Annotated in this window: 18 protein-coding genes and 2 pseudogenes; all 20 read left to right on the top strand. The window is 59.7% G+C overall.

What is annotated here, in order from left to right; genetic code table 11:
- Window positions 1-4: 4 nt before the first annotated feature.
- A complete protein-coding gene (aroB, locus tag HMPREF3098_RS05495) occupies window positions 5-1,078 on the top strand; it encodes a 3-dehydroquinate synthase (protein ID WP_070434296.1) in 1,074 nt (357 codons plus the stop codon).
- 22 nt (window positions 1,079-1,100) lie between these two features.
- Window positions 1,101-1,538 carry a type II 3-dehydroquinate dehydratase gene (aroQ, locus tag HMPREF3098_RS05500; protein ID WP_070434297.1) on the top strand — a complete coding sequence of 146 codons (438 nt, stop codon included), beginning with the start codon at window positions 1,101-1,103 and terminating at the stop codon, window positions 1,536-1,538.
- A gap of 35 nt (window positions 1,539-1,573) precedes the next feature.
- Window positions 1,574-2,665 (top strand): M24 family metallopeptidase, encoded by a 1,092-nt coding sequence (locus tag HMPREF3098_RS05505; RefSeq protein ID WP_070434298.1) that lies wholly within the window; start codon window positions 1,574-1,576, stop codon window positions 2,663-2,665.
- A gap of 123 nt (window positions 2,666-2,788) precedes the next feature.
- Window positions 2,789-3,352, top strand: a complete 564-nt coding sequence (gene efp, locus HMPREF3098_RS05510; protein ID WP_035113131.1) for an elongation factor P — start codon at window positions 2,789-2,791, stop codon at window positions 3,350-3,352.
- 108 nt (window positions 3,353-3,460) lie between these two features.
- Window positions 3,461-3,988, top strand: a pseudogene (gene nusB / locus HMPREF3098_RS05515) (transcription antitermination factor NusB); the annotation flags it as partial.
- Window positions 3,989-4,270: 282 nt separating this feature from the next.
- The gene (gene pyrR / locus HMPREF3098_RS05520; protein ID WP_035113132.1) at window positions 4,271-4,864 is read left to right on the top strand and encodes a bifunctional pyr operon transcriptional regulator/uracil phosphoribosyltransferase PyrR; all 594 of its coding nucleotides are present in this window, start codon (window positions 4,271-4,273) and stop codon (window positions 4,862-4,864) included.
- A gap of 6 nt (window positions 4,865-4,870) precedes the next feature.
- Window positions 4,871-5,848, top strand: a complete 978-nt coding sequence (locus HMPREF3098_RS05525; RefSeq protein ID WP_052094730.1) for an aspartate carbamoyltransferase catalytic subunit — start codon at window positions 4,871-4,873, stop codon at window positions 5,846-5,848.
- Window positions 5,849-5,888: 40 nt separating this feature from the next.
- Window positions 5,889-7,286 (top strand): dihydroorotase, encoded by a 1,398-nt coding sequence (locus tag HMPREF3098_RS05530; RefSeq protein WP_070434327.1) that lies wholly within the window; start codon window positions 5,889-5,891, stop codon window positions 7,284-7,286.
- A gap of 92 nt (window positions 7,287-7,378) precedes the next feature.
- On the top strand, window positions 7,379-8,515 hold the full coding sequence (gene carA, locus HMPREF3098_RS05535; RefSeq protein ID WP_035113134.1) for a glutamine-hydrolyzing carbamoyl-phosphate synthase small subunit: 1,137 nt from the start codon (window positions 7,379-7,381) through the stop codon (window positions 8,513-8,515).
- A gap of 99 nt (window positions 8,516-8,614) precedes the next feature.
- A complete protein-coding gene (carB, locus tag HMPREF3098_RS05540; protein WP_070434300.1) occupies window positions 8,615-12,019 on the top strand; it encodes a carbamoyl-phosphate synthase large subunit in 3,405 nt (1,134 codons plus the stop codon).
- Window positions 12,016-12,921, top strand: a complete 906-nt coding sequence (pyrF, locus tag HMPREF3098_RS05545) for an orotidine-5'-phosphate decarboxylase (RefSeq protein ID WP_070434301.1) — start codon at window positions 12,016-12,018, stop codon at window positions 12,919-12,921. Before carB ends, pyrF begins: the two co-directional genes overlap by 4 nt.
- A gap of 395 nt (window positions 12,922-13,316) precedes the next feature.
- The gene (mihF, locus tag HMPREF3098_RS05550; protein WP_035113136.1) at window positions 13,317-13,637 is read left to right on the top strand and encodes an integration host factor, actinobacterial type; all 321 of its coding nucleotides are present in this window, start codon (window positions 13,317-13,319) and stop codon (window positions 13,635-13,637) included.
- A 3-nt stretch (window positions 13,638-13,640) separates the two neighbouring features.
- Window positions 13,641-14,210, top strand: a complete 570-nt coding sequence (gene gmk, locus HMPREF3098_RS05555) for a guanylate kinase (protein ID WP_070434302.1) — start codon at window positions 13,641-13,643, stop codon at window positions 14,208-14,210.
- Between the two features lie 79 nt (window positions 14,211-14,289).
- The gene (rpoZ, locus tag HMPREF3098_RS05560; RefSeq protein WP_035113138.1) at window positions 14,290-14,571 is read left to right on the top strand and encodes a DNA-directed RNA polymerase subunit omega; all 282 of its coding nucleotides are present in this window, start codon (window positions 14,290-14,292) and stop codon (window positions 14,569-14,571) included.
- A 19-nt stretch (window positions 14,572-14,590) separates the two neighbouring features.
- Window positions 14,591-15,862: a bifunctional phosphopantothenoylcysteine decarboxylase/phosphopantothenate--cysteine ligase CoaBC gene (gene coaBC, locus HMPREF3098_RS05565; RefSeq protein WP_070434303.1), complete on the top strand. Its 1,272-nt coding sequence runs from the start codon at window positions 14,591-14,593 to the stop codon at window positions 15,860-15,862.
- 208 nt (window positions 15,863-16,070) lie between these two features.
- Window positions 16,071-17,303 (top strand): methionine adenosyltransferase, encoded by a 1,233-nt coding sequence (gene metK / locus HMPREF3098_RS05570; RefSeq protein ID WP_070434328.1) that lies wholly within the window; start codon window positions 16,071-16,073, stop codon window positions 17,301-17,303.
- A 19-nt stretch (window positions 17,304-17,322) separates the two neighbouring features.
- Window positions 17,323-19,380 carry a primosomal protein N' gene (locus HMPREF3098_RS05575; RefSeq protein WP_083284151.1) on the top strand — a complete coding sequence of 686 codons (2,058 nt, stop codon included), beginning with the start codon at window positions 17,323-17,325 and terminating at the stop codon, window positions 19,378-19,380.
- A 56-nt stretch (window positions 19,381-19,436) separates the two neighbouring features.
- Complete coding sequence (gene def / locus HMPREF3098_RS05580; RefSeq protein ID WP_070434304.1) at window positions 19,437-19,943, top strand: peptide deformylase; 507 nt, start codon at window positions 19,437-19,439, stop codon at window positions 19,941-19,943.
- Window positions 19,940-20,968: pseudogene (locus tag HMPREF3098_RS05585) on the top strand (methionyl-tRNA formyltransferase); the annotation flags it as partial. The gene def and the pseudogene HMPREF3098_RS05585, both read left to right, overlap by 4 nt.
- 186 nt (window positions 20,969-21,154) lie before the next feature.
- Window positions 21,155-22,819, top strand: a complete 1,665-nt coding sequence (locus HMPREF3098_RS05590) for an RsmB/NOP family class I SAM-dependent RNA methyltransferase (RefSeq protein ID WP_070434305.1) — start codon at window positions 21,155-21,157, stop codon at window positions 22,817-22,819.
- The last annotated feature ends 40 nt before the right edge of the window (window positions 22,820-22,859 follow it).

Below are 22,859 nucleotides of genomic sequence, written 5' to 3' on the forward strand. Positions count from 1 at the left end.
AGCAATGACCCAAATTCCCGTACATTCCCTCAACCCCTACGTGGTTCATATTGACCGCGGACTACAGTTCGTTGCTGAGCAGGCGATGAGGGCTACGCAGAACGCGCAGACGTATTTGCTCGTTCATCAGCCGGCGCTGGCTGGGCGCGCTGCGGCGCTGGCGCAGATCCTTCGCGATAGTGACCGGTCGGTTCACCTCGTAGAGCTAGCCGATGCGGAGCGCGGTAAGACTATCGACGAAGCCGCACGACTGTGGGCCGCGTGCGCTGATGCGGGTCTCACCCGGCACGATGCCGTTATCGGCTTGGGGGGAGGCGCTGCCACGGACGTGGCGGGCTTCATCGCTGCCACGTGGATGCGTGGGGTAGCCGTTATCCAGTGCCCAACCACTTTGCTGGCCATGGTTGACGCCGCGGTGGGCGGAAAAACCGGCATCAACACGGAAGCGGGGAAAAACCTTGTGGGTGCGTTCCATGAGCCAGCCACCGTTATAGTGGATTTGGATGTGCTGGAAACTTTGCCATTGGCGGAGATCGTGGCGGGAAGCGCTGAGATCATTAAGGCCGGATTTATTCGCGATACCTCTATTTTGGATATCTACCTCAATGATCCCGATGCGGCGCTTGCTCCCCGGGGAACCTTGCCCGAGCTCATCGAAAAAGCCATTAAGGTAAAAGCGGATGTGGTTGGCAAGGATCTTAAAGAAAGCCACTTACGCGAAATACTGAATTACGGGCACACATATGGTCATGCCGTGGAACACCATGAAAACTACACGTGGCCCCACGGTCACGCAGTGGCTGTAGGAATGGTGTTCGAAGCCGAGCTCGCACACGCGGCAGGGCTCCTCGACGGCGAGGCTGTGAAACTGCACCGACAAATCTTGCAATCGGTGGGTCTTTCCATTCGTTACGACGGGGCGGATCTGCCGACGTTGAATGAAGCAATGTCTCGCGATAAGAAGAACAAAGCCGGTGTGACCCGTTTTGTGGTGCTGGATGGCATTGGCAGCCCAACCAGGCTGGAAGGGCCCAGTAACGAGCAGTTGGAAACCGCCTACGAACGTACTAGCCGCTAGTCAAGAATTGAGGAGAATCCCCATGCCACACGCGCCCGGTGTCGTCATCATCAATGGTCCCAACCTCAACCGGTTGGGCAAACGCCAACCGGAGGTGTATGGTTCCACGACCCTCGAGGATATTGAGAACATGGTGGCCAAAGAAGCCGAGCGGCTGGGCATTGCGGCGGACTTTTTCCAGTCAAATATCGAAGGTGAGTTGATCGAGCGCATTCACCGAGCCGCTGATGAAGGACACGCAGTCATCATTAACCCGGGCGGTTTTACGCATACCTCGGTAGCGTTGCGCGACGCATTGGCGGAAATAGCCGACGCGCAAGGCTTTATTGAGGTGCACATTTCTAATGTCCATGCCCGCGAGGAATTCCGGCACCATAGTTACCTTAGCCCTATTGCTGCCGGGGTTATTGCCGGTTTGGGCACCTATGGCTACGTAGCCGCACTACGCTATTTCGCTTAAGCAGATATTGCTTGTTTTTCATGGAAGGAAACAAAATGTCACTGACTATTTCAAACGACGTCGTTGCTAATTTCCAATCCCGACGCCACCGCGTTGCCAGCAGGATTCAAGATGCAGGGGAAAACGCGCTCCTCGTCACCGATTTGAAGAATATTCAATACCTCACAGGATTTACAGGTTCCAATGCCGTCCTACTCTTGCGTGCGGACGGGACTGCCGTGCTCGGTACTGATGGTCGGTACGACACGCAGATTCGCCTAGAGACTGGTGCGCCGGAAGACGTCGATATTCGCATTGAAAACCGCCTGCTGCCAATGATGAAGGAGGTGGCCGGCGATCGGGGTTTCGCGGTGGAAGCTAGCATGCCCATCGGTAGTGCCCGCGAATTGGGCGCCCCAGCGGTTCTTTCCCAAGCTGTGGAATCTGAGCGTTTGGTGAAGGACGAGGCGGAAGTACGCGCCCTGCTCGCCGCCGGTGAGCTTGCCGATTCCGTGTGGACCCAATTCCTCGCCGAAGGTGGTATCCGCGAAGGGCTCACGGAAATTGAAGCTGCTGCGGACTTAGAGAACCGCCTTCGCTTGGCCGGGGCGCAAGCATTGAGTTTCGACACCATCCTGGCCAGCGGGGCGAACGGTGCTAAACCACACGCTGGCGTGTCTCAGGACAAGATCGTGCCAGGATTGGTGACGGTTGACTTCGGTGTTTACTTAGACGGATACGCCTCCGATCAAACGCGCGCCGTTTGCGTTGGAGAGCCCGACGAATTGGCCTATGAGATTTACGACACCGTATACCGTGCCCAGAAGGCGGGAGAAGCTGTAGTGCAGCCCGGCACCAGGTTGCGCGCGGTTGATGCAGCCTGCCGTGACCTGATCACGGATGCCGGCTATGGGGAGTACTTCGTGCACTCCACCGGACACGGCGTGGGACTTGACGTTCACGAATCCCCGCGTGCCGCAGCCGGCGTGGACGAGACTTCCATTTTGGAGCCGGGCATGACCATTACCGTGGAGCCCGGGATTTACCTTCCCGGCAAAACAGGGCTCCGAATTGAAAACACCTACGTGGTGACCAAGGACGGTCACATCAGCTGCAACGCCTCGCCCACGGAATTGGTGGTCGTCTAGAGCGTGGCGTCGAGGTGATAGAATACGTCACCGGTCAACTAAAGCGAGCCGCCAGGATAGCGCGATCGTCTGCAACAACCGCAGATATAAAACCCAGATAGCAACCATCGAGGAGATAGACACGTGGCAACTACCGCGGATTTCAAGAACGGTCTGGTTTTGAAGCTGGACAACAAACTGGTCCAGATCATCGAGTTCCAGCACGTTAAGCCAGGCAAGGGCCCAGCATTCGTCCGCACGAAGCTGAAGGAAATCCTGTCGGGTAAAACCATCGACAAGACTTTCAACGCCGGTGTCAAGGTAGAAACCGCTAACGTGGACCGTCGCGATATGACCTACCTTTACAACGACGGCACCAATTTCGTTCTCATGGACGAGAAGGACTACGAGCAAATCGAGCTATCCCCGCACCTCATGGGTGAGGGCGCACGTTTCCTGCTGGAAAACACCACCGTGCAGGTTTCCTTCCACGAGGGCGAGGCGCTGTTCGCCGAACTGCCCGTCTCCGTTGACCTGCGCATCGAACACACTGATCCAGGCCTGCAGGGCGACCGTTCCACCGGCGGCACCAAGCCCGCTACTTTGGAAACTGGTGCGGAGATCCAGGTGCCACTGTTCTTGGAGACCGGCAACGTGGTCCGCGTGGATACCCGTGACGGCTCCTACCTGTCGCGCGTCAGCAACTAAGTCGCGCACGTTAATCCCCAACCCGCAGCCGCCGCGATATTCACGGTCGGTTGCGGTCGATTTTTCCACCCCTCCATTTCGATCAGCGGAAAGCGGTTAATCCCCACTGTGAGCGGAAACAAGAACAACTACAGGCGACACGGCAGCAGGTTCAAGGCCCGCCGTCGTGCAGTAGACATCATCTTTGAAGCCGAGTTCCGTGATCTGGATCCCGTAAAGATCGTCGAAGAGCGCCGCGACCTATCGCGCGATCCCGCCAATGCGGTTAAGCCGGTCCCGGAGTACACCGCCACCATCGTGGAGGGAACCGCTACACACCTGGATGCCATCGACGATGCGATCGCCTTGAACCTGGCTAGCGAGTGGCGCTTGGATCGCCTGCCTGCCGTCGATAGGGCTGTGTTACGCGTGGCCACGTGGGAGTTGCTGTTCAACAGTGATGTTCCCAACCAGGTTGCCATGACCGAGGGAATCGAGTTGGCGGCGCAGTACTCCCACGACAAGGCACCTTCCTACGTCAACGCGGTACTGGACGGGGTGGCACGCGCGGCTGATTTGAAGTTGGCCGACGCCGCCGAAGCCAAAGCAACCGGATCTGATCGCGGGCCGGAGGAAGCCGAGGACGCGGAGCTGGATGCGCTCATAGGCAACGTTATCTCCGACGACGGTCTCCAAGGCACTGAGGCCGCGCGCTCCGACTTTGCGGCTGGCGTTACCGACTCCGGTGCAGAAACAGCGTCCACAGAGGGTGCAGAGGCCGCTGGCACTACTAGTGGCGCCGGAACCGACTCGCCTGGGGAGTAACCCCAGCCCTAAGGGGTAACCTCAGTTTCTATTCAGCGCAGCCGTGCTAAGGTTTACAACCGTAAAGAGACATCCTTTAACAGACCGCACAGAGAGGCGGGAAAGGAGGTCACGATGAACACGGCAGATGCATCGAACACGACTGTCCTACTCAATGAGGCAGACGTGGCACGTACTGTCGCGAGAATCGCGCACCAAATCATCGAGAAGACTGCCCTCGACAGCCAGGGCAGCAACCGCGTTGTGCTTTTGGGAATTCCATCGGGGGGTGTTCCGCTGGCCGAGCGTCTCGCGGAGCGCATCACCGCCTTTTCCGGGGTAGAGGTATTCCACGGCTCATTAGACATCACCTTGTACCGGGATGACTTGCGTACCAAAGCCCATCGCGCGCTGAAACCCACCCATATTCCCCGTGAGGGAATCGACGGCACCACGGTAGTGCTGGTTGACGATGTGTTGTACTCCGGGCGTTCCATCCGGGCCGCCCTGGACGCGCTGCGAGATCTTGGGCGCGCTCACATGGTCCAGGTTGCAGTGCTGGTAGACCGCGGGCATCGCCAATTACCCATCCGGGCGGACTACGTGGGCAAGAACATTCCCACCTCCACCACGGAGGACATCACTGTTAGCCTCACGGAGCTCGACGGCCAAGATTTGGTTGAGTTGCACAAGCCGTGGGCGTCGGATGAAGAGAAAGCAGGGGAGTAGAAGCCAATGCAGCACCTGTTGAGTATCGCGGACCTGAGCCGCAACGAGATTGTGGGACTGTTGGATGAGGCGGATCGATTTGCCGAGGTGCTGGATGGGCGTGAACTGAAGAAGCTACCGACATTGCGGGGGCGCACGATCTTCACCATGTTTTACGAGAACTCCACCCGCACCCGTTCCTCTTTCGAGACCGCAGGCAAGTGGATGAGCGCGGACGTCATCAACGTCTCAGCTTCCGGATCCAGCGTGAAGAAGGGCGAGTCCCTCAAGGACACGGCGCTGACGCTGAAAGCAGTCGGTGCCGATGCCATCGTCATGCGGCACCCGTCATCTGGAGCGGCACGTCAAGTGGCCAATTGGTTGGGGGAAACGGCGATCATCAACGCCGGTGATGGCTCCAACCAGCACCCCACACAAGCCCTGTTGGACGCGGTGACGATGCGCCGCCACCTGGGGGAAATCGAAGGCAAGCACGTGGTGATCGTGGGCGATATTTTGCACTCGCGAGTGGCGCGCTCCAACGCACAGTTGCTGACCCGCCTGGGTGCCGATGTGACGTTCGTGGCCCCTCCTACCTTGCTTCCCTTTGGAGTTGAAAAGTGGGGCATGGACGGCAGTGAAGTGCGCGTGGCCCACGATATGGACACCCAACTGTCTACCGCCGATGCCGTCATGATGCTGCGCGTACAAGCTGAGCGCATGAACGGCGGGTTCTTCCCATCGCACCGGGAGTATGCGACCCGTTACGGCATGAGCAAGGCCCGCTTGGCGAAACTGCAGGACGATGCCATCGTCATGCACCCCGGCCCCATGCTGCGCGGCATGGAGATCAACGACGACGTGGCCGATGACCCACGTACCGTAGTCCTCGACCAGGTAACAGCGGGTGTGCAGGTACGCATGGCCGTGCTGTTTACCTTGCTGGTCGGCACGGATTCTTCACAGGTTATCGACGCCCCCCAGTCCCGCGAACCACGCCCGTGAGTGGGGTAGGAATCTTTCAATGAACGAGGAGATTATTGCCATGACCAACAACGACAAATCACCTGCGGCTACCTACCCCGATGATCGTGCGTACCCCGTCACCGGCGACCTCGCCCCGGTACCGACGGGCGCTGAGGCCGAGGTCCTGCTGCAAGGGGTGCTGATTTACGGTGAAGGAGAGCCCACCGATGTCCTCCTGCGCGATGGCGTGATCGCAGAAATCGGCCAGGCCGCCGGTAAAACTGCTGCGGCGAATGCTGAGGTACTGGACCTCACCGGCCAAATCCTACTTCCGGGGTTAGTGGATATGCATGTTCATCTTCGCGAACCAGGCCGCGAGGATACGGAGACCGTGGCGACTGGTTCGGCAGCGGCCGCTCAGGGCGGTTTCACGGCCGTTTTCACAATGGCCAACACCGCGCCGGTGATGGACAACCCGACGATCGCCGAAACCGTATGGTACAAGGGCCAGAAGACCAACCTGTGCGACGTCCACCCCGTGGGTTCCATCTCCAAGGGCTTGCAGGGTAAAGAACTAACCGAGTTCGGCATGATGGCCGATTCCGATGCCAAGGTGCGCATGTTCTCCGATGACGGAAAGTGTGTAGACGATCCGCGCCTCATGCGCCGTGCCATCGAGTACTCCCGCGGTGTAGATGTGCTGCTGGCTCAGCACTGCGAAGAACCGCGCCTCACCGAAGGCGCAGTCGCGCACGAGGGCGATCATGCAGCGCGCTTGGGTTTGCGCGGTTGGCCCCGCGTGGCGGAGGAATCCATCGTGGCGCGCGATGCCATCATGGCCCGCGACTACGGTGGGCGCGTGCATATCTGTCACGCATCCACCGAGGGAACCGTGGAGTTGCTGAAATGGGCGAAGGCCCAAAACATCCCACTGACCGCTGAGGTCACCCCGCACCACCTGATTCTTACGGATGAGCGACTGGAAACCTTCGATGGCGTAAACCGCGTGAACCCGCCACTTCGCGAAGAGCGCGACACGCGCGCTCTGCGGCAAGCCCTGGTCGATGGCATCATCGACTGCGTGGCTACCGATCATGCACCACACGGATCCGAAGAAAAGTGCTGCGAGTTCGACAAGGCCCGACCAGGCATGTTGGGTCTGGAGACCTCACTGGCGCTGATTGCACAGATCTTCGTACTCAACGGCGATCAGGACTGGCGATTCGTCGCCCGCGTGATGTCCGAGCGCCCAGCGCAGATCACCAAGCTGCCAGGTCACGGTCGCCCCATCGCAGTGGGCGAGCCCGCCAACCTCTGTGTGGTCGATACGACCACATCGTGGGTTGCCGAGGGCGAGAAAATGGCATCCAAATCCCGCAACACTCCCTACGAGGGGATGGACATGCCCGTGAAAATTAGCACCACCATCCTGCGAGGCAAGGTCACTTGTCGCGAGGGCCTAGCGGTAACCGAGTAAAGGGATTTCCGTGGCGGCGTCGGTCAAAAAAGGCGCCAACCGCGTACACACCACGCACGCTTCATGATAAGCACAATGAAAAGAGGACACTAATGACCCGTACCCCCGCAGCCCTGGTTTTGGCCGACGGCCGTATCTTCCGTGGCCGTGCCTTCGGCGCACAGGGCACGACTCTCGGCGAAGCGGTCTTCACCACAGCCATGACCGGTTACCAGGAGACCATGACGGACCCCAGCTACCACCGTCAGATCGTTGTGGCGACCGCACCCCAGATCGGCAACACCGGATGGAATGACGAGGACGGCGAATCCCGCAACGACAAGATCTGGGTGGCCGGTTTGGTTATCCGTGACTTGTCTCGGACAGTGAGTAACTGGCGCGCCAACCGCAGCCTAGAAGACGAGATGACCGCCCAGAACATCGTGGGCATTCAGGGCGTGGACACTCGCGCTATCGTGCGCCACCTGCGCGACAAAGGCTCGGTTGCTGCCGGCATTTTTTCTGGCGACGCCGCCCTGGTCAGCGACGATGAGATGATCGCGAAGGTTAAAAGCCAGCCGTCAATGGAGGGCGCAGATCTGGCCGGGGACGTTTCCACCGATGAGGTTTACATCGTAGAGCCGGAGGGCGAAACTCGGTACACGGTCATCGCTTACGACATGGGTATCAAGACGAACACACCTCGCGAATTTTCCAAGCGCGGAGTGCGGACCGTGGTGGTGCCACACAACACCAGCTTTGAGCGCGTACAGGAACTGATGAAGGAGCACGGAGCAACGGGCGTATTCGTCTCCAACGGTCCTGGTGACCCCGCGACGGCTGATGCCACAATCGCAGAAGTGAAGAAAGTTTTGGAGGCAAAGATTCCGTTCTTCGGCATCTGCTTCGGCAACCAGATCCTAGGGCGTGCGCTGGGCATGGAGACATACAAGCTGAAGTTCGGCCACCGCGGTGTGAACGTACCCGTCATCAATCACGTGACCGGACGCATTGACATCACCGCCCAGAACCACGGATTCGCGTTGAAGGGTAAGCCAGGGGAGAAGTTCTCCACCCCCTTCGGTGAAGCTCAAGTCACCCATACGTGCCTCAATGATGATGTTGTGGAGGGCGTGGCCCTCCTGGACGGCTCCGCGTTTTCGGTGCAGTACCACCCCGAATCGGCTGCCGGTCCCCACGATGCAAACCCACTGTTCGACCAGTTCTTCGAGATGTTGGATAAGGCTTAAAGAATTGCGCCAGCCCCCTTTTTTGTGCTGACTGCTTTTCACATTTCCAGCCGTAACCATATAAACCCAGTTAACAGAGAAAGCTTCTGAGGAAACCCCATGCCACGTCGTGAAGACATCAACCACGTCCTCGTTATCGGTTCCGGTCCTATCGTGATCGGCCAAGCCTGTGAGTTTGACTACTCCGGAACGCAGGCTTGCCGTGTGTTGAAGGAGGAGGGCCTTCGAGTCACCTTGATCAACTCTAATCCGGCCACCATCATGACCGACCCGGAGTTCGCCGACCACACGTACATCGAGCCGATTCAGCCCGAGTACATCGAGAAGATCTTTAAAGCAGAGCAATTAGCCGGTCACAAGGTGGACGCGGTTCTGGCGACCTTGGGTGGTCAGACCGCACTGAACGCCGCCATCCAGCTGGACCGCCTGGGCATCCTGGAAAAGTACGGTGTAGAACTCATCGGTGCGGATATCGAAGCCATTGAGCGCGGCGAGGACCGGCAGAAGTTCAAAGACATTGTGGAGAAGATCGGCGGGTCTTCGGCTCGCTCCCGGGTATGCCACAACATGGAGGAAGTCCACGCGACCGTGACGGAGCTGGGCCTGCCCGTCGTCGTTCGTCCGTCGTTCACGATGGGTGGCCTGGGTTCCGGCCTGGCGTACACCACTGAGGACCTAGAGCGGATCGCCGGCGGCGGTTTGGCTGCATCTCCCGAGGCCAATGTGCTCATCGAAGAATCGATCTTGGGCTGGAAAGAATTCGAGCTGGAGCTTATGCGCGATGGTAAGGACAACGTGGTGGTTGTCTGCTCCATTGAAAACGTCGATGCGCTGGGCGTGCACACCGGTGACTCGGTCACCGTCGCCCCATCCATGACATTGACGGACCGCGAGTTCCAGACGATGCGTGATCAGGGTATCGCGATTCTGCGCGAAGTTGGTGTGGACACCGGCGGTTGTAACATCCAGTTCGCCATCAATCCCAAGGACGGCCGCATCATCACCATCGAGATGAATCCGCGTGTGTCCCGGTCCTCCGCACTGGCTTCCAAGGCGACCGGTTTCCCCATCGCGAAGCTGGCCGCCAAACTGGCCATCGGATACTCCCTGGACGAGGTACGAAACGACATCACCGAGGTCACCCCAGCTGCGTTCGAGCCCACCCTGGACTACGTCATCGTCAAGGCTCCGCGCTTTGCGTTTGAGAAGTTCCCCGGTGCGGACGACACGCTGACGACCACCATGAAGTCCGTGGGTGAAGCAATGGCCGTGGGTCGCAACTACATCACGGGCCTGAACAAGGTCATGCGTTCTTTGGAGACCAAGCAAAGCGGTTTCTGGACTACCTCCGACGAGTACTACGCTGGCGTGCGCGCCTCCGATAAGGCTGCGGTTCTGGAAGATCTGAAGCGCCCGACCGAGGGGCGTATGTACGACGTGGAGCTGGCACTGCGATTGGGCGCCACCATTGACGAGGTGTACCAGGCCTCCGGAATCGACCCCTGGTTCTTGCACGAGGTCAAGGCTTTGGTGGACTTCCGGCAGGAGCTTATCGACGCCCCCGTGCTCACTGAAGAACTGCTGCGCGAGGCCAAATACTATGGCCTGTCCGATCGTCAGATCGCCGCACTGCGCCCCGAGCTGGCCGGAGAAGACGGGGTGCGTTCCCTGCGCTGGTCCCTGGGAATCCGCCCAGTATTCAAAACGGTGGATACGTGTGCAGCGGAGTTCGAGGCAAAGACCCCTTACCACTACTCCTCCTACGAACTGGATCCCGCTGCGGAATCCGAGGTCGTGGAGCAAAAGGACAAGAAAAAGGTTCTGATTCTGGGCTCCGGCCCGAACCGCATTGGTCAGGGAATCGAGTTTGATTACTCCTGTGTGCACGCTGCGTTGGAACTGTCCCGCGTGGGATACGAGACCGTCATGGTCAACTGCAATCCAGAGACCGTTTCCACCGACTACGACACTGCAGATCGCCTGTACTTCGAGCCGCTGACGTTTGAGGATGTTATGGAGGTTTACCACGCCGAGGCTCAGTCCGGAGAAATTGCCGGCGTGATTGTGCAATTGGGTGGTCAAACCCCGTTGGGCTTGGCACAGCGGCTCGCAGATGCAGGTGTGCCGATTGTGGGTACGAGCCCCGAGGCCATTAACCTCGCCGAGGACCGTGGCGAATTCGGGAAGGTGCTGGAGCGCGCTGGCCTGCCAGCGCCTGCATACGGCACAGCTACCAGCTTCGAAGAAGCCCGCGAGGTGGCAGCACGCATCGGTTACCCCGTTCTGGTTCGCCCTTCCTATGTGCTGGGTGGCCGTGGCATGGAGATCGTCTATGACGAGGCGCACCTGGAGGACTACATTTCCCGCGCCACGGAGATCACGGCTGATCACCCCGTGCTGGTAGACCGCTTCTTGGATTCCGCGATCGAGATTGACGTGGATGCCCTCTGCGATGGGGAGAACGTTTACCTCGCAGGTGTTATGGAGCACATCGAGGAAGCCGGTATCCACTCCGGTGACTCCTCCTGTGCTCTGCCGCCGGTGACCTTGAGCAAGCAGGATATTGACCAAGTTCGTGCCTCCACGGCGGCTCTCGCCCACGGCATTGGTGTGAAGGGCCTGATGAACGTGCAGTTTGCCCTGAAAGACGACACTTTGTATGTCATCGAGGCCAACCCACGAGCCTCTCGTACGGTGCCATTCGTTTCCAAGGCCACCGGTGTATATCTGGCAAAAGCTGCCTCTCGCATCATGCTTGGTGCCACGATTCCTGAGCTGTTGGAAGAGGGCATGTTGCCGTCCGACCGCGACGGTGGCTCCCTGCCAATGGATCACCTCGTTGCGGTGAAGGAAGCGGTGTTGCCGTTCAACCGTTTCCGTAGCCCGAACGGGCAAGTCATGGATTCGTTGCTGAGCCCCGAGATGAAGTCCACCGGTGAGGTCATGGGCTTGGACCGCGAGTTCGGCATTGCCTTCGCCAAGGGCCAATTAGCGGCGTTTGGTGAACTCCCAACGTCCGGCACGGTCTTCGTTTCTGTCGCTAATCGAGACAAGCGAGCCCTGTTGCTGCCAATCCTGCGTTTGTCCTCCCTGGGCTTCAACATCTTGGCCACTACTGGCACGGCCGAAATGCTGCGCCGAAATGGTGTGGAATGCACGACCATTGCCAAGGTCACCGAGGTGGATGGAAGCAGGGGGGTCAACGCTGCTGCTGGGAAAGCCGTCTCCGCTAGCGGAGAGCACACGGTCAATGCAGAAGGCGCCAGCAATGTGAGGACCGTGGTCGATTACATCCGCGATGGAGAAATCGATTTGGTCATCAACACTCCGGCCGGTTCCGATCACTCCCGCACCGATGGTTACGAGATCCGCTCTGCGACCGTTAATTACAGCGTGCCATGTGTGACCACCGTCCAGGGCATCGTGGCCGCTGTCCAGGGCATTGAGGCTTTGTTGCGCGCAGAGCCTGGTGTGTACGCCATTCAGGATGTGAAGCACTCATGACCGAGTCACCCGCCCGTCCCACGTTTGGCGAGCGATTTCTAGAACGTGCCCAGTCCCACGGAAAGCTGTGCGTAGGTATTGATCCCCACGAACAGTTGCTGAAAGATTGGGGCCTTGGGGTGAACGCAGAGGGGCTTCGTAAGTTCACCCGCATCTGTGTGGAGGCATTCGCACCTACCGCATGTGTTGTGAAGCCCCAAGTGGCGTTCTACGAGGCCTTTGGCTCCACAGGATTCGCGGTGCTCGAAGAAGCAATCTTCGAGTTGCGGCGGCACGGGGTACTGGTGATTGCCGATGCTAAGCGCGGTGACATCGGCAGCACCATGGCTGGGTACGCCAGGGCATGGGTACATCCTGATTCACCGCTGTGCTCGGATGCCATGACGGTTTCGCCGTGGTTGGGTTTTGATTCCCTGCAGCCTGTGAAAAAGGTCGCAGATGACAACGGTGCTGGCGTCATTGTGCTCGCGGCCACCAGCAACCCCGAGGCCCCCTCAGTTCAAAGTGCCGTAGTTACCAGTCCATTTGAGGGTGGGCCCAGCGTGGCGTCGAAGGAAAAAGACCCGCTAGTGGCGGGGGAGAAGGCCCCAGCGACACTGGCCCAAGACATCGTCAACCGGGTGGCGGCAGCCAACCGGGAGTACGGCGCGGCGGCTGGCAACTTGGGCGTTGTAGTGGGTGCGACTGTGAACGATCCACCACGACTAGACGAGGTGGGTGGCATGGTGTTAATGCCTGGCGTGGGTGCGCAGGGTGGCACGATGGCCGACGTGAAGCGAATTGCGGGGCAAGCGGGCTCGTTGGTGAGCCCAAATGTTTCCCGAGAAATTCTCAAACATGGCCCAGACGTTGGCGAACTTGGCGAAGCGGTGGCTAAGCTCACTAGCGAGATGTTGGTTTAGCTGGGTAAACCCGTGCTAGACTGACCTTCGTCGTTTCGCATACAGCTCTGATTTTTCGCGAATCGGCGGGTTAGTTGCACGCAACTGGCCCCCGAATGCCCGCGAGTGATTTACAGTCATTTAAGGTGTGTCGGTTGGCAGTGGTGAGTGGGATACCCTAGTATCCAACTCTGCTTCCGATAATTCACCGTCGGAGATGGTTCGAACACGGTAACTTCGACCGCGCAGGCTGATCGCCCGCTTGGGCAAGCCGGTTCTGACTGTGGTGCGGAAGAAGCCGGAGGGTGCGGTCGTACTCTGTTCGGCACTGGTGGCTCCGGCCGTGGAGTCACACACAACAAGAAGCTTTAACAACCCGTTCAATAACGAGAAAACCAAGAAAGACGGAGGATCCCGTGGCACTTCCCCAGTTGACCCCGGAGCAGCGCGCAGAAGCACTGAAGAAGGCCGCTGAGGCCCGCAAGGTTCGTGCAGAACTTCGCGAGAAGCTCAAGCGTGGCGCAACCGACCTGAAGCAGGTGCTCAAGGACGCCGAGACCGACCCAATCCTGGGCAAGATGAAGGTCCACTCCCTGCTGGTTTCCCTGCCAAAGGTTGGCAAGGTCAAGGCAGAAGAGATCATGAACCAGCTGGAGATCGCTCCGACCCGTCGCCTGCGTGGCTTGGGTGACCGCCAGCGCCGTGCCCTGCTGGAGCACTTCGGCTACGAGGTGTAGGTCTTGAACGCAGGCCTGAATAATCGACGCATAGTCGTACTCGCTGGGCCTTCTGCGGTGGGCAAATCCACCGTGGTGGCCCGGTTGATCCGAGAAGTACCTGGCCTGTTTTTCAGCGTGTCAATGACCACCCGCGATCCGCGCCCGGGAGAGGTTGACGGCAGGGATTATATCTACGTCACCCGCGAGCAATTCCAAGATCATATTGATTCTGGGAAAATGCTCGAATGGGCCGAGATTCACGGTGGTTTGCAGCTGTCCGGAACACCACGACAGCCCGTGGAGAGCGCCCTCGAAGAAGGCCGCCCGGTGCTTGTGGAGGTGGATCTTGAGGGGGCCCGCAACGTCAAGAAGCTCCTTCCGGAATCACGGACAGTATTCCTCGCACCACCATCGTGGGAAGTTTTGGTTCAACGCCTCACGAACCGTGGTACCGAAACTGAAGACGTAATCAACCGCCGGCTGTCCACGGCGAAGACCGAGATGGCAGCGCAGACGGAGTTCGATCACGTTGTAATCAACGAGGATGTCAACGAGGCAGTCGCTGAGATCAGCGAGATTCTGAACCGCTAAGCTCTTAATAAGGGCTCAAGTGCGGGTGGTAGCTCCCCGCAATTTTTCCAGCAGTAACTACTAAAAGAAGGTGCATACCGTGGCAAACCAGGACGTGAATTCGAACGAGACGGTGTTCGATCCGCCAGTTGGCATCACTAATCCGCCGATCGATGAGCTCCTGACTAAGGTCTCCTCCAAGTATGCGTTGGTTATTTTCGCTGCCAAGCGCGCGCGTCAGATCAACGATTACTTCCAGACAGTCGACGAAGGTGTATTCGAGTTCGTGGGGCCCTTGGTAACCCCAGAAGCTCAGGAAAAGCCACTGTCGATTGCCTTGCGTGAGATCAACAAGGATCTGCTGGAACACACCGAAGGTTAAACAGGCTAGGCTATCCGGTGTGAATGATTCTTCAACCGGGAAATCTGACAACATGCCGCTCCGCGTCGTTATCGGCGTAGGGGGCGGCATTGCCGCGTTTAAGGCCGCCCACCTAGTTCGGTACTTCACGGAAAAGGGTCACCATGTCAACGTAATTCCAACGTCCACCGCGCTGCGATTTGTGGGCGCTGCCACGTTCGAAGCACTGTCCGGGAATCCGGTCTCCACCGACGTCTTCGACAAGGTCGATGAGGTGCAGCACGTGCGTCTGGGACAGGAAGCAGACCTCATCGTCATTGCCCCAGCCACTGCCGACCTCATGGCACGGTTGGCACAGGGCCGTGCAGACGATCTGCTTACTGCCAGCTGTTTGGTGGCAACCTGCCCCGTGGTTCTGGCCCCCGCGATGCATACCGAAATGTGGCAACACCCCGCCACCCGCGACAACGTGGCTTTGCTGCGATCTCGCGGCACCGTCGTGTTGGAACCAGCCCACGGCCGGCTGACTGGCAAGGACACGGGCCCTGGTCGGTTGCCTGAGCCCGATCACATCGGGCAATTGGCTGAGGCTGTAGTTGCTGACCGTGACATGTACCGCCAATCGCTGACTGGGCGGAAAGTCGTGATCAGCGCGGGCGGTACACATGAAGCTTTGGATCCGGTGCGGTATTTGGGGAACGCCTCTTCAGGGCGACAGGGCTTTGCGCTGGCAGATGTGGCCGTGCAGCGTGGCGCACAGGTCACCCTGATTGCCGGTGTTACCGAAGATTTGCCCGTGCCCTCGGGGGCAAACGTTATTCGAGTGGCCTCGGCACGTGACATGCAGCAGGCTGTCACCGCTGCGGCCCGCGATGCAGATGTGGTGATCATGGCTGCAGCGGTGGCAGATTATCGCCCGGCCAACGTGGCGGCTGCCAAGCTGAAGAAGGGTGGGGGTGATGACCTGAGCTCTCTCGCGCTTACCGAAAACCCGGATATTTTGGCTGGCCTGGTGGAAGCACGTCGTGCGGGCGAACTGGCGTCGGAAATAAAAATTGTAGGCTTCGCAGCCGAAACAGGAGATGCCAGCCACAGCCCGTTAGACCATGGCAAAGCGAAGTTGTTGCGCAAAGGCTGCGATTTGCTCATGTGCAACGAGGTGGGAAACGGGAAGGTTTTCGGCCAGCGGGACAGCCAAGGGTGGCTATTACATCCCGCAGGTGACGACGTTGTGGTGACGGAGGTTCCCCACGGTTCTAAACTGCGCGTGGCCGCCACGATGTGGGATGAGATCGAGTCCCTTGACCAATGACGCGATGAGGGTAGGTAAACTCATACGCCGTCCGTAGAAATTGGACAGGCTTTTCAACAGGCGGGGGTTGTTCCCGTCTGTGACCGCGTAATTGGCCAACGCTAGACAGCTTGGTCTACTATTGCGTGATAACCGAAGAACCCGCCCGGTGGCTACCCGCCCGCCGAGCACAGATGAAGTTAAAAATATTCTCACGATAGGAAACACCGTGGCATTGCGACTGTTCACCAGCGAATCCGTGACTGAAGGCCACCCGGACAAGATCTGCGACGCGATCTCGGATTCCATCCTTGACGCACTTTTGGAACGCGATCCGGAGGCCCGAGTCGCAGTAGAGACGGTCGTGACCACTGGTCTTGTGCACGTCGTTGGCGAGATTCGTACCAACACATACGTAGAAATTCCGCAGATTGTGCGCAACAAGCTCTTGGAGATCGGATTCACTAGTTCCGAGATGGGCTTTGATGGCCACACGTGCGGTGTGAGCGTCTCCGTTGGCGAGCAGTCCCAGGAAATCGCCCGTGGCGTGGATACCGCAATCGAACACCGCAATGGCGAACCCACCTCGTTGGAAGAAGAAGACAAGCTGGGCGCAGGCGATCAGGGCCTGATGTTCGGCTACGCCACAAATGAGACCCCGGAATTTATGCCACTGCCGATCTCTCTGGCACACCGGCTGGCCCGTCGCCTGACGGAGGTCCGCAAAAACAACATCATTCCGGGACTGCGTCCAGACGGCAAAACTCAAGTGACGTTCGAATACGACGATGCCGGTAAGCCCGTCTCCATCGAAACCATCGTGATCTCCACGCAACATGACCCCAGCTGGGAGGGTGAGGCCCAACAGGCCAGCCTGCGTGCGAGCTTGAAGACTCACGTTGTCGATCACTGCATTGGCGAAGCCGGCCTGGGCCACTTCGTCTCCGATGACCTGAACCTACTGGTCAACCCGTCCGGCTCTTTCATTCTGGGCGGTCCCGCTGGGGATGCGGGCCTAACTGGTCGCAAGATCATCGTGGATACCTACGGAGGAATGGCACGCCACGGCGGCGGCGCGTTTTCCGGCAAGGACCCCTCGAAGGTGGACCGCTCCGGCGCGTACGCTATGCGCTGGGTTGCCAAAAACATCGTGGGCGCTGGCCTTGCCGATCGTGCTGAGGTGCAGATCGCGTACGCCATCGGTCAGGCCCGCCCGGTGGGACTGTACGTGGAAACGTTCGGTACGGAAAAAGCTCCGGTGGAACTGATTCAGGCCGCAGTCAGCGAGGTCTTCGATCTGCGCCCCGCAGCCATCCTGCGCGACCTCGACCTGAAGCGCCCGATTTACGCCCAGACCAGTGCGTATGGTCACTTTGGTCGCACGGACTTAGACGTGCCTTGGGAGCGTTTGGACCGCATCGACGAGCTGAAGTCGGTCGTCGCCACCCTGCAGTCGAAGTAAAGGGTTTAACCTCGGCACTGTGAACGAAAAGCTGGATCAACCGATTGCACGAGTACTGCCTTTGCTGGGCATGCCCCATTTGGACCGGCTCTTCGACTATTCCGTGCCCGCCAAGTACGCAGTAGAAGCGCAGCCGGGGGTTCGGGTGCGTGTTCGTTTTGCTGGTCGGCTCGTCGATGCGCTCCTGATCGAGCGGCGTTCGCACACGGATCACGAAGGCACCCTTCGCCCCATCGAGCGCGTAATTTCACCGCTGCGTTTGCTTACTCCTCAGCTGTGGGATGCCGTCAACACCCTCGCGGAGCGCTTCGCGGGCACCCGCTCGGACATACTGCGTTCGGTTCTACCAGCGCGACACGCCAGTGCAGAAAAAGCCGGACTGTTCAGTGGTGGCAAACCCTGGGATCAATTGGGTAGCGCATCGGTCTCGTGGGAGGAGCTTCGCGCCGATTCCCTTCAGGCCGCGCAGGAGGCTCTATCTCGCTACCGCTTTGGCACTAATTTTCTCGACGCCGCGCTGGATTCGCGCAGTGCCCATGCCCATGTGCTGGGGATCCCTGGGCACAACCTCCATCAGTTGGCCGCGGATGTGGCAACCGCCGTGGCCATGCACGGCCAGGGCGTGTTGCTCATCGCTCCGAATGCGCGTGAAATTGGGCGCATCACCAAGGCTCTGTCCGCGTGGCTGTCCAGCAGCCAGATCACGGAATTAACCGCAGATCTTGGCCCCAGTGCGCGCTACCGCCGGTATCTGTCGATTCTGGCAGGACAGGCGCGCGTGGTGGTGGGCACTCGGTCGGCCATGTTGGCCCCGGTGACTAATCTGGGACTCATTGTCCTTTTTGGAGAGTCCGACGATAACCTCGTGGATCCGCGGGCACCGTATCTGCACGCACGGGATGTTTTACGCTTGCAGGCGGAACAGGCCGGTGCCTCCATGATGGTCATCGGTGTGCATCGCAGTGCAGAAATTCAGCAGTGGATTGACGAAGGCTTCATGCACCCAGTCTTGCCACAGGCCGAACACATGCGCTCCCACCGGCCGTGGATCCGGGCACTTGCGGATTCCGACAACACGATTGAGCGCGAACTCCATGCCCCCGGATCTCGTTTGCCCACGATGGGGTTTGAGGCCATTCGCACGGCCCTGGATGGGGGGAAACCTGCACTTGTGCACGTTCCGCGCCGTGGATATGCACCGTCTATTTCCTGCTCAAACTGCCGTACCCCGGCTAGGTGCCGCAAGTGCAATGGGCCCCTGGAGTTGCCCGGGGCTGGGGAGGACGGTACCCCACAGACACCGAGGTGCCGGTGGTGCGGGGCGTCTGCGGGAGTATTTAGCTGCCCGGAGTGCGGTCACCGAGGCTTACGCCTGAACATCGTGGGCCAGGATCGCACGGCCCAAGAGCTGGGAAGGGCATTCCCCGGAGTCCGGATCATTTCTTCGGCGGGGGACCACGTGCTCTCCGAGGTCCCGAATTCCCCCGCCATTGTCGTAGCCACCCCAGGTGCGGAACCGCATGTCACAGGTGGTTTATACGGAGCGGCCGTGATTATGGACCCGTGGATGCAGCTGGGCCGCGCGGATTTGCGAGCAACAGAAAAGGCGCTACGCCACTGGCTGGAAGCGGCTGCTCTAGTAGCGCCCCATGCCGATGGAGGCGTGGTTGTCGTCGTCGCAGAAGCGTGGCTGCGCCCCGTCCAGGACCTCATCAAGTGGGACGCTCCGGGGGCGGCCAGAAGGGAATTGGCCTCCCGGCAAGAAGCGGGTTTTCCACCGGCCGTCACGATGGCTGCGATCGACGGGACGCGGGACACCATCGATCAGCTACAGGCTGCTTGGGAGCAACCGGCGAGTGCCGAACTACTGGGGCCGGTAGAGCTGCCGCCCGGAATCCGATTGCCCGCGGGCCTGGCGGCAAGCCATGCAGATGAAGGCCGCCGGTTGATCGTGCGCATCCCCGCGAGCGACGGCATGTTGCTGGGCCATAGCCTCAAAGTTGCCCAATCGATTCGCGGGGCACAGCGCAACAATGGCCCTTTAAGGATCGTGATGAACCCGGTGCGCGTGGGTTGATTCTAGGTGCCACGCTAGCCGCGGAGCTGTCGTGCCCATCAGTTAGGCTAGAGCACATGACAGTCCTACCCATGCGCTATTTTGGCGACCCAGTGTTGCGCACCGTTGCTGACCCAATTCGGAGTGAAGACGTGGGCGATCCCGCCGTGAGAACCCTGGTCACCGACATGTTGGAGACCATGGATCACTATGGTGGGGTGGGGCTGGCGGCCAACCAGGTGGGAGTGACTAAACGCGTATTCGTCTACGACTGCGACGGGGACCGCGGTCACATCATCAACCCCGTGTGGGAGCGCGTGGGTGAGGAAGACCAGACCGGCCCCGAGGGCTGCCTATCCGTTCCCGGAATCGGGGGCACGGTCACCCGTGCTATGCGGGTTCGTGTCACAGGCGTAACCGTGGATGGGGAGCCTGTGGATCGGGAGGTTACAGAGCTTCTCGCCCGCTGCGTACAGCACGAAACCGATCACCTTGACGGTGTTATGTTTCTGAAGCACCTATCTTCGGAAGAACGCAAGGAAGCGATGAAAGAAATCCGTCAGTCGGAGTGGTTCAATTCATGAAGATTATTTTTGCCGGAACCCCTGAACCAGCCGCGGTCACACTACAGCACCTGCTGACCGATGAGCGCTTGGAAGTGACTGCGGTGATCACCCAGCCCGATGCAAAAAGGGGGCGAGGGCGAATGCTCCGGCCCAGCGCCGTGGCCGAGGTCGCAGCTAAGCACGATCTGCCGATATACAAGTGGTCGACCCTCAAGGACGGCACTGAAGACGGCCAAGACGCAAGGAACCAGTTGGCCGATTTGGCCGATTCTGGGGTGCAAGCGATCGCCGTGGTCGCCTATGGCAACCTCATTCCCGCGGATTTGCTGGACGTGGTGCAACACGGTTGGGTTAATCTCCACTTCTCGTTGCTGCCACGATGGCGCGGTGCCGCCCCGGTTCAAGCTGCCATCGCTGCCGGCGATACCCATACGGGCGCGTCGATCTTCCGCATTGAGCGCGGTCTAGATACAGGGCCGGTCATAGCAACCAACGACGAAACCATTGGTGTGGGGGACACGGCAGACGACGTGCTCACGCGCCTGACTTATTCTGGACGTGAGTTGCTAGCCGATGCATTGGTGGCTTTGGGCGAGGGTTCGGCATCGCTTGCTTCTCAGGACGACGCCCACGCGACCCACGCCGCAAAGATTTCGTCGGCAGACGCCCAAATCGACTGGCGCCTTCCCAGCGCGGTCATTCAACGGGTTGCGCGTGCACACACGCCTGCCCCTGGAGCATGGACCGTGTTGCAGGATCAGCGCTACAAGATCGGTCTCATGCTTCCGGCAGACTACGCAGCCGGAGCCAGCCAGGTAGGCGATAGCTCCCCGAGCTCTGTGACTATTCCCGATCTACAGCAACTGCAGCCCGGGCAATTACTCGCCACGAAGAAGGGAGTCTGGGTGGGTACTGCCACTGAGGCGCTGCGTATCATGTACATCCAGCCTCCGGGCAAAAAGATGATGGCCGCAGTTGATTGGGCGCGCGGACAAGAACAATTACTCGATACGCAACCGGTATTCGCATCCCCAGTGGACACCGAGCCCACGGTTCCCTACGCCCACTACCCGGATTCTGGGCACGCAGGTAGTAGAGCTGCGGAGGCCAAGTCCGAGGCGCATAAGCCCGCAGCGAATGAGCCAGTCGTGAAAGAGTCCGCCATGAAAGGCACCGCGGAAAACGGTCAAACGCAATCTAGCTGCACTACCGAAGGTAAGGAATAACTCATGGGTTTTCGTTCGCGGTCCGAATCTGCTCGTCGTGGAGATGCTCCTCGGGAAAACCCCCACGCAGTGCGGGAAGGCACCGGCAGCAGGAGTGCCAAGGGATCTGGGAGTAAGGGTCAACGTGGGCGTCGGGACCAGAAAGACGGCGACCACCGCGGAACGGTGAGCCGCGGCTACCACCAGCGCCGCCCGGAACATAAGCAGCGGTCACACCACCAACGCGGAAGTGGCGAGCCAGTGCGCGACGTGGTGCTGGAAGTGATTCGGGGAGTAACCCAGGATGGGGCTTTTGCCAACTTGGTGCTGCCGAAAGCACTAAAGCGCCACGGCTTGCAAGGGCGAGATGCTGCCTTCGCCACCGAATTGACCTACGGCACCCTACGCGCGCTGGGACTGCTCGATGCGGTGATTGCCAAGGCTGCGGGTCGACCAGTGTCCAAGATCGACGCAGTGGTGTTGGACATTTTGCGGTTGGGCGCCTACCAGATTCTGCGCACCCGGGTGGATGATCATGCAGCGGTTGATACATCCGTTGAGCTGGCAAAGGCCAACGGCGAGGGCAAGGCCAGCGGTTTCGTCAATGGAGTGCTACGCACGATTACCCGCACACCCGCCGACGAATGGTTACACAAAGTGACCGACGGGAATTCCATCGCGGACTTGGGGCTGCGGCATGCCCACCCAGGGTGGATTGCTTCTGCATTCAACGCTGCACTCGGGGGAACAGACTCCACACAGGCCGACGACCTCGCCCAGGCTTTGGCTGCCGATGATGAACGGCCCCAGGTACATCTCGCAGCGCGCCCGGGTCAAATGTCCGCCGAAGAGCTGGCGCTGGTGACCGGGGGCGAAGAAGGAAGGTTCAGCCCGTACGCAGTGTACCTGTCCGAGGGCTCACCCAGCGGAATTGAACCAGTGCGCGACCGACTGGCGAGCGTGCAAGATGAGGGTTCACAGCTAATTGCGTTGGCGCTGGTGCGAGCCCAGCTGGGCGCAGCAGAGGAGACAGGTAGCACCCTCGGCCCAGATCGTGCGGATAACGGCCGCTGGTTAGATTTGTGCTCTGGGCCTGGGGGCAAGACCGCGTTCATCGCATCCTGGGCTGTGGCCGACGATGCACGGGTAGATGCCATTGAGGTTGCTCCGCACCGTGCAAAGCTTGTGGAGACCACGACGGAGAACCTTCCTGTTTCCGTGCACGTGGGTGATGGTCGCAAGGTACGAGAGATTTCCGGACTGGACATGCCAGAAGCCGGCTTCGACCGGGTGCTTGTGGACGCACCGTGCACTGGTTTGGGAGCGTTGCGCCGTCGGCCGGAGGCTCGCTGGTTCAAGCAACCCGATGACGTGCCCACCTTGGTAGCCCTACAGAAAGAACTGCTGACCAGCGCTTTGAGCGTCACCGCACCGGGCGGAGTGGTGATCTACTCCACATGCTCCCCGCATCAGGCCGAGACCACGGATGTTGTACGAGCTGTCGCCGCGAAAACCGGGGCGGAGATCATGGATGTGCGCCCGTTGCTGCCCGAACTGGAGGGGACCGACGCTGCGGCGCGGTTGAGCGATGCAGAGCGCACCATCGACCCGCGGTTCGTGCAGTTGTGGCCCCACCGCCACGGTACGGACGCGATGTTTATTGCGGCGCTGCGGCCTAGCTCTACCTAACTAGCGCCGTCTCCCGCTGACCCGTCACCGTTGGTGGGCG

Origin of the sequence: Corynebacterium sp. HMSC28B08 (genome assembly GCF_001806865.1) — a bacterium.
GTDB lineage: Bacteria > Actinomycetota > Actinomycetes > Mycobacteriales > Mycobacteriaceae > Corynebacterium > Corynebacterium auriscanis.

Bases quoted from the DNA above. Each gene is read 5' to 3' on its own strand.
- aroB (WP_070434296.1), top strand. From the start codon at position 5: ATGACCCAAATTCCCGTACATTCCCTCAACCCCTACGTGGTTCATATT.
- aroQ (WP_070434297.1), top strand. From the start codon at position 1,101: ATGCCACACGCGCCCGGTGTCGTCATCATCAATGGTCCCAACCTCAAC.
- HMPREF3098_RS05505 (WP_070434298.1), top strand. From the start codon at position 1,574: ATGTCACTGACTATTTCAAACGACGTCGTTGCTAATTTCCAATCCCGA.
- pyrR (WP_035113132.1), top strand. From the start codon at position 4,271: ATGAACACGGCAGATGCATCGAACACGACTGTCCTACTCAATGAGGCA.
- HMPREF3098_RS05525 (WP_052094730.1), top strand. From the start codon at position 4,871: ATGCAGCACCTGTTGAGTATCGCGGACCTGAGCCGCAACGAGATTGTG.
- HMPREF3098_RS05530 (WP_070434327.1), top strand. From the start codon at position 5,889: ATGACCAACAACGACAAATCACCTGCGGCTACCTACCCCGATGATCGT.
- carA (WP_035113134.1), top strand. From the start codon at position 7,379: ATGACCCGTACCCCCGCAGCCCTGGTTTTGGCCGACGGCCGTATCTTC.
- carB (WP_070434300.1), top strand. From the start codon at position 8,615: ATGCCACGTCGTGAAGACATCAACCACGTCCTCGTTATCGGTTCCGGT.
- pyrF (WP_070434301.1), top strand. From the start codon at position 12,016: ATGACCGAGTCACCCGCCCGTCCCACGTTTGGCGAGCGATTTCTAGAA.
- def (WP_070434304.1), top strand. From the start codon at position 19,437: ATGACAGTCCTACCCATGCGCTATTTTGGCGACCCAGTGTTGCGCACC.
- HMPREF3098_RS05590 (WP_070434305.1), top strand. From the start codon at position 21,155: ATGGGTTTTCGTTCGCGGTCCGAATCTGCTCGTCGTGGAGATGCTCCT.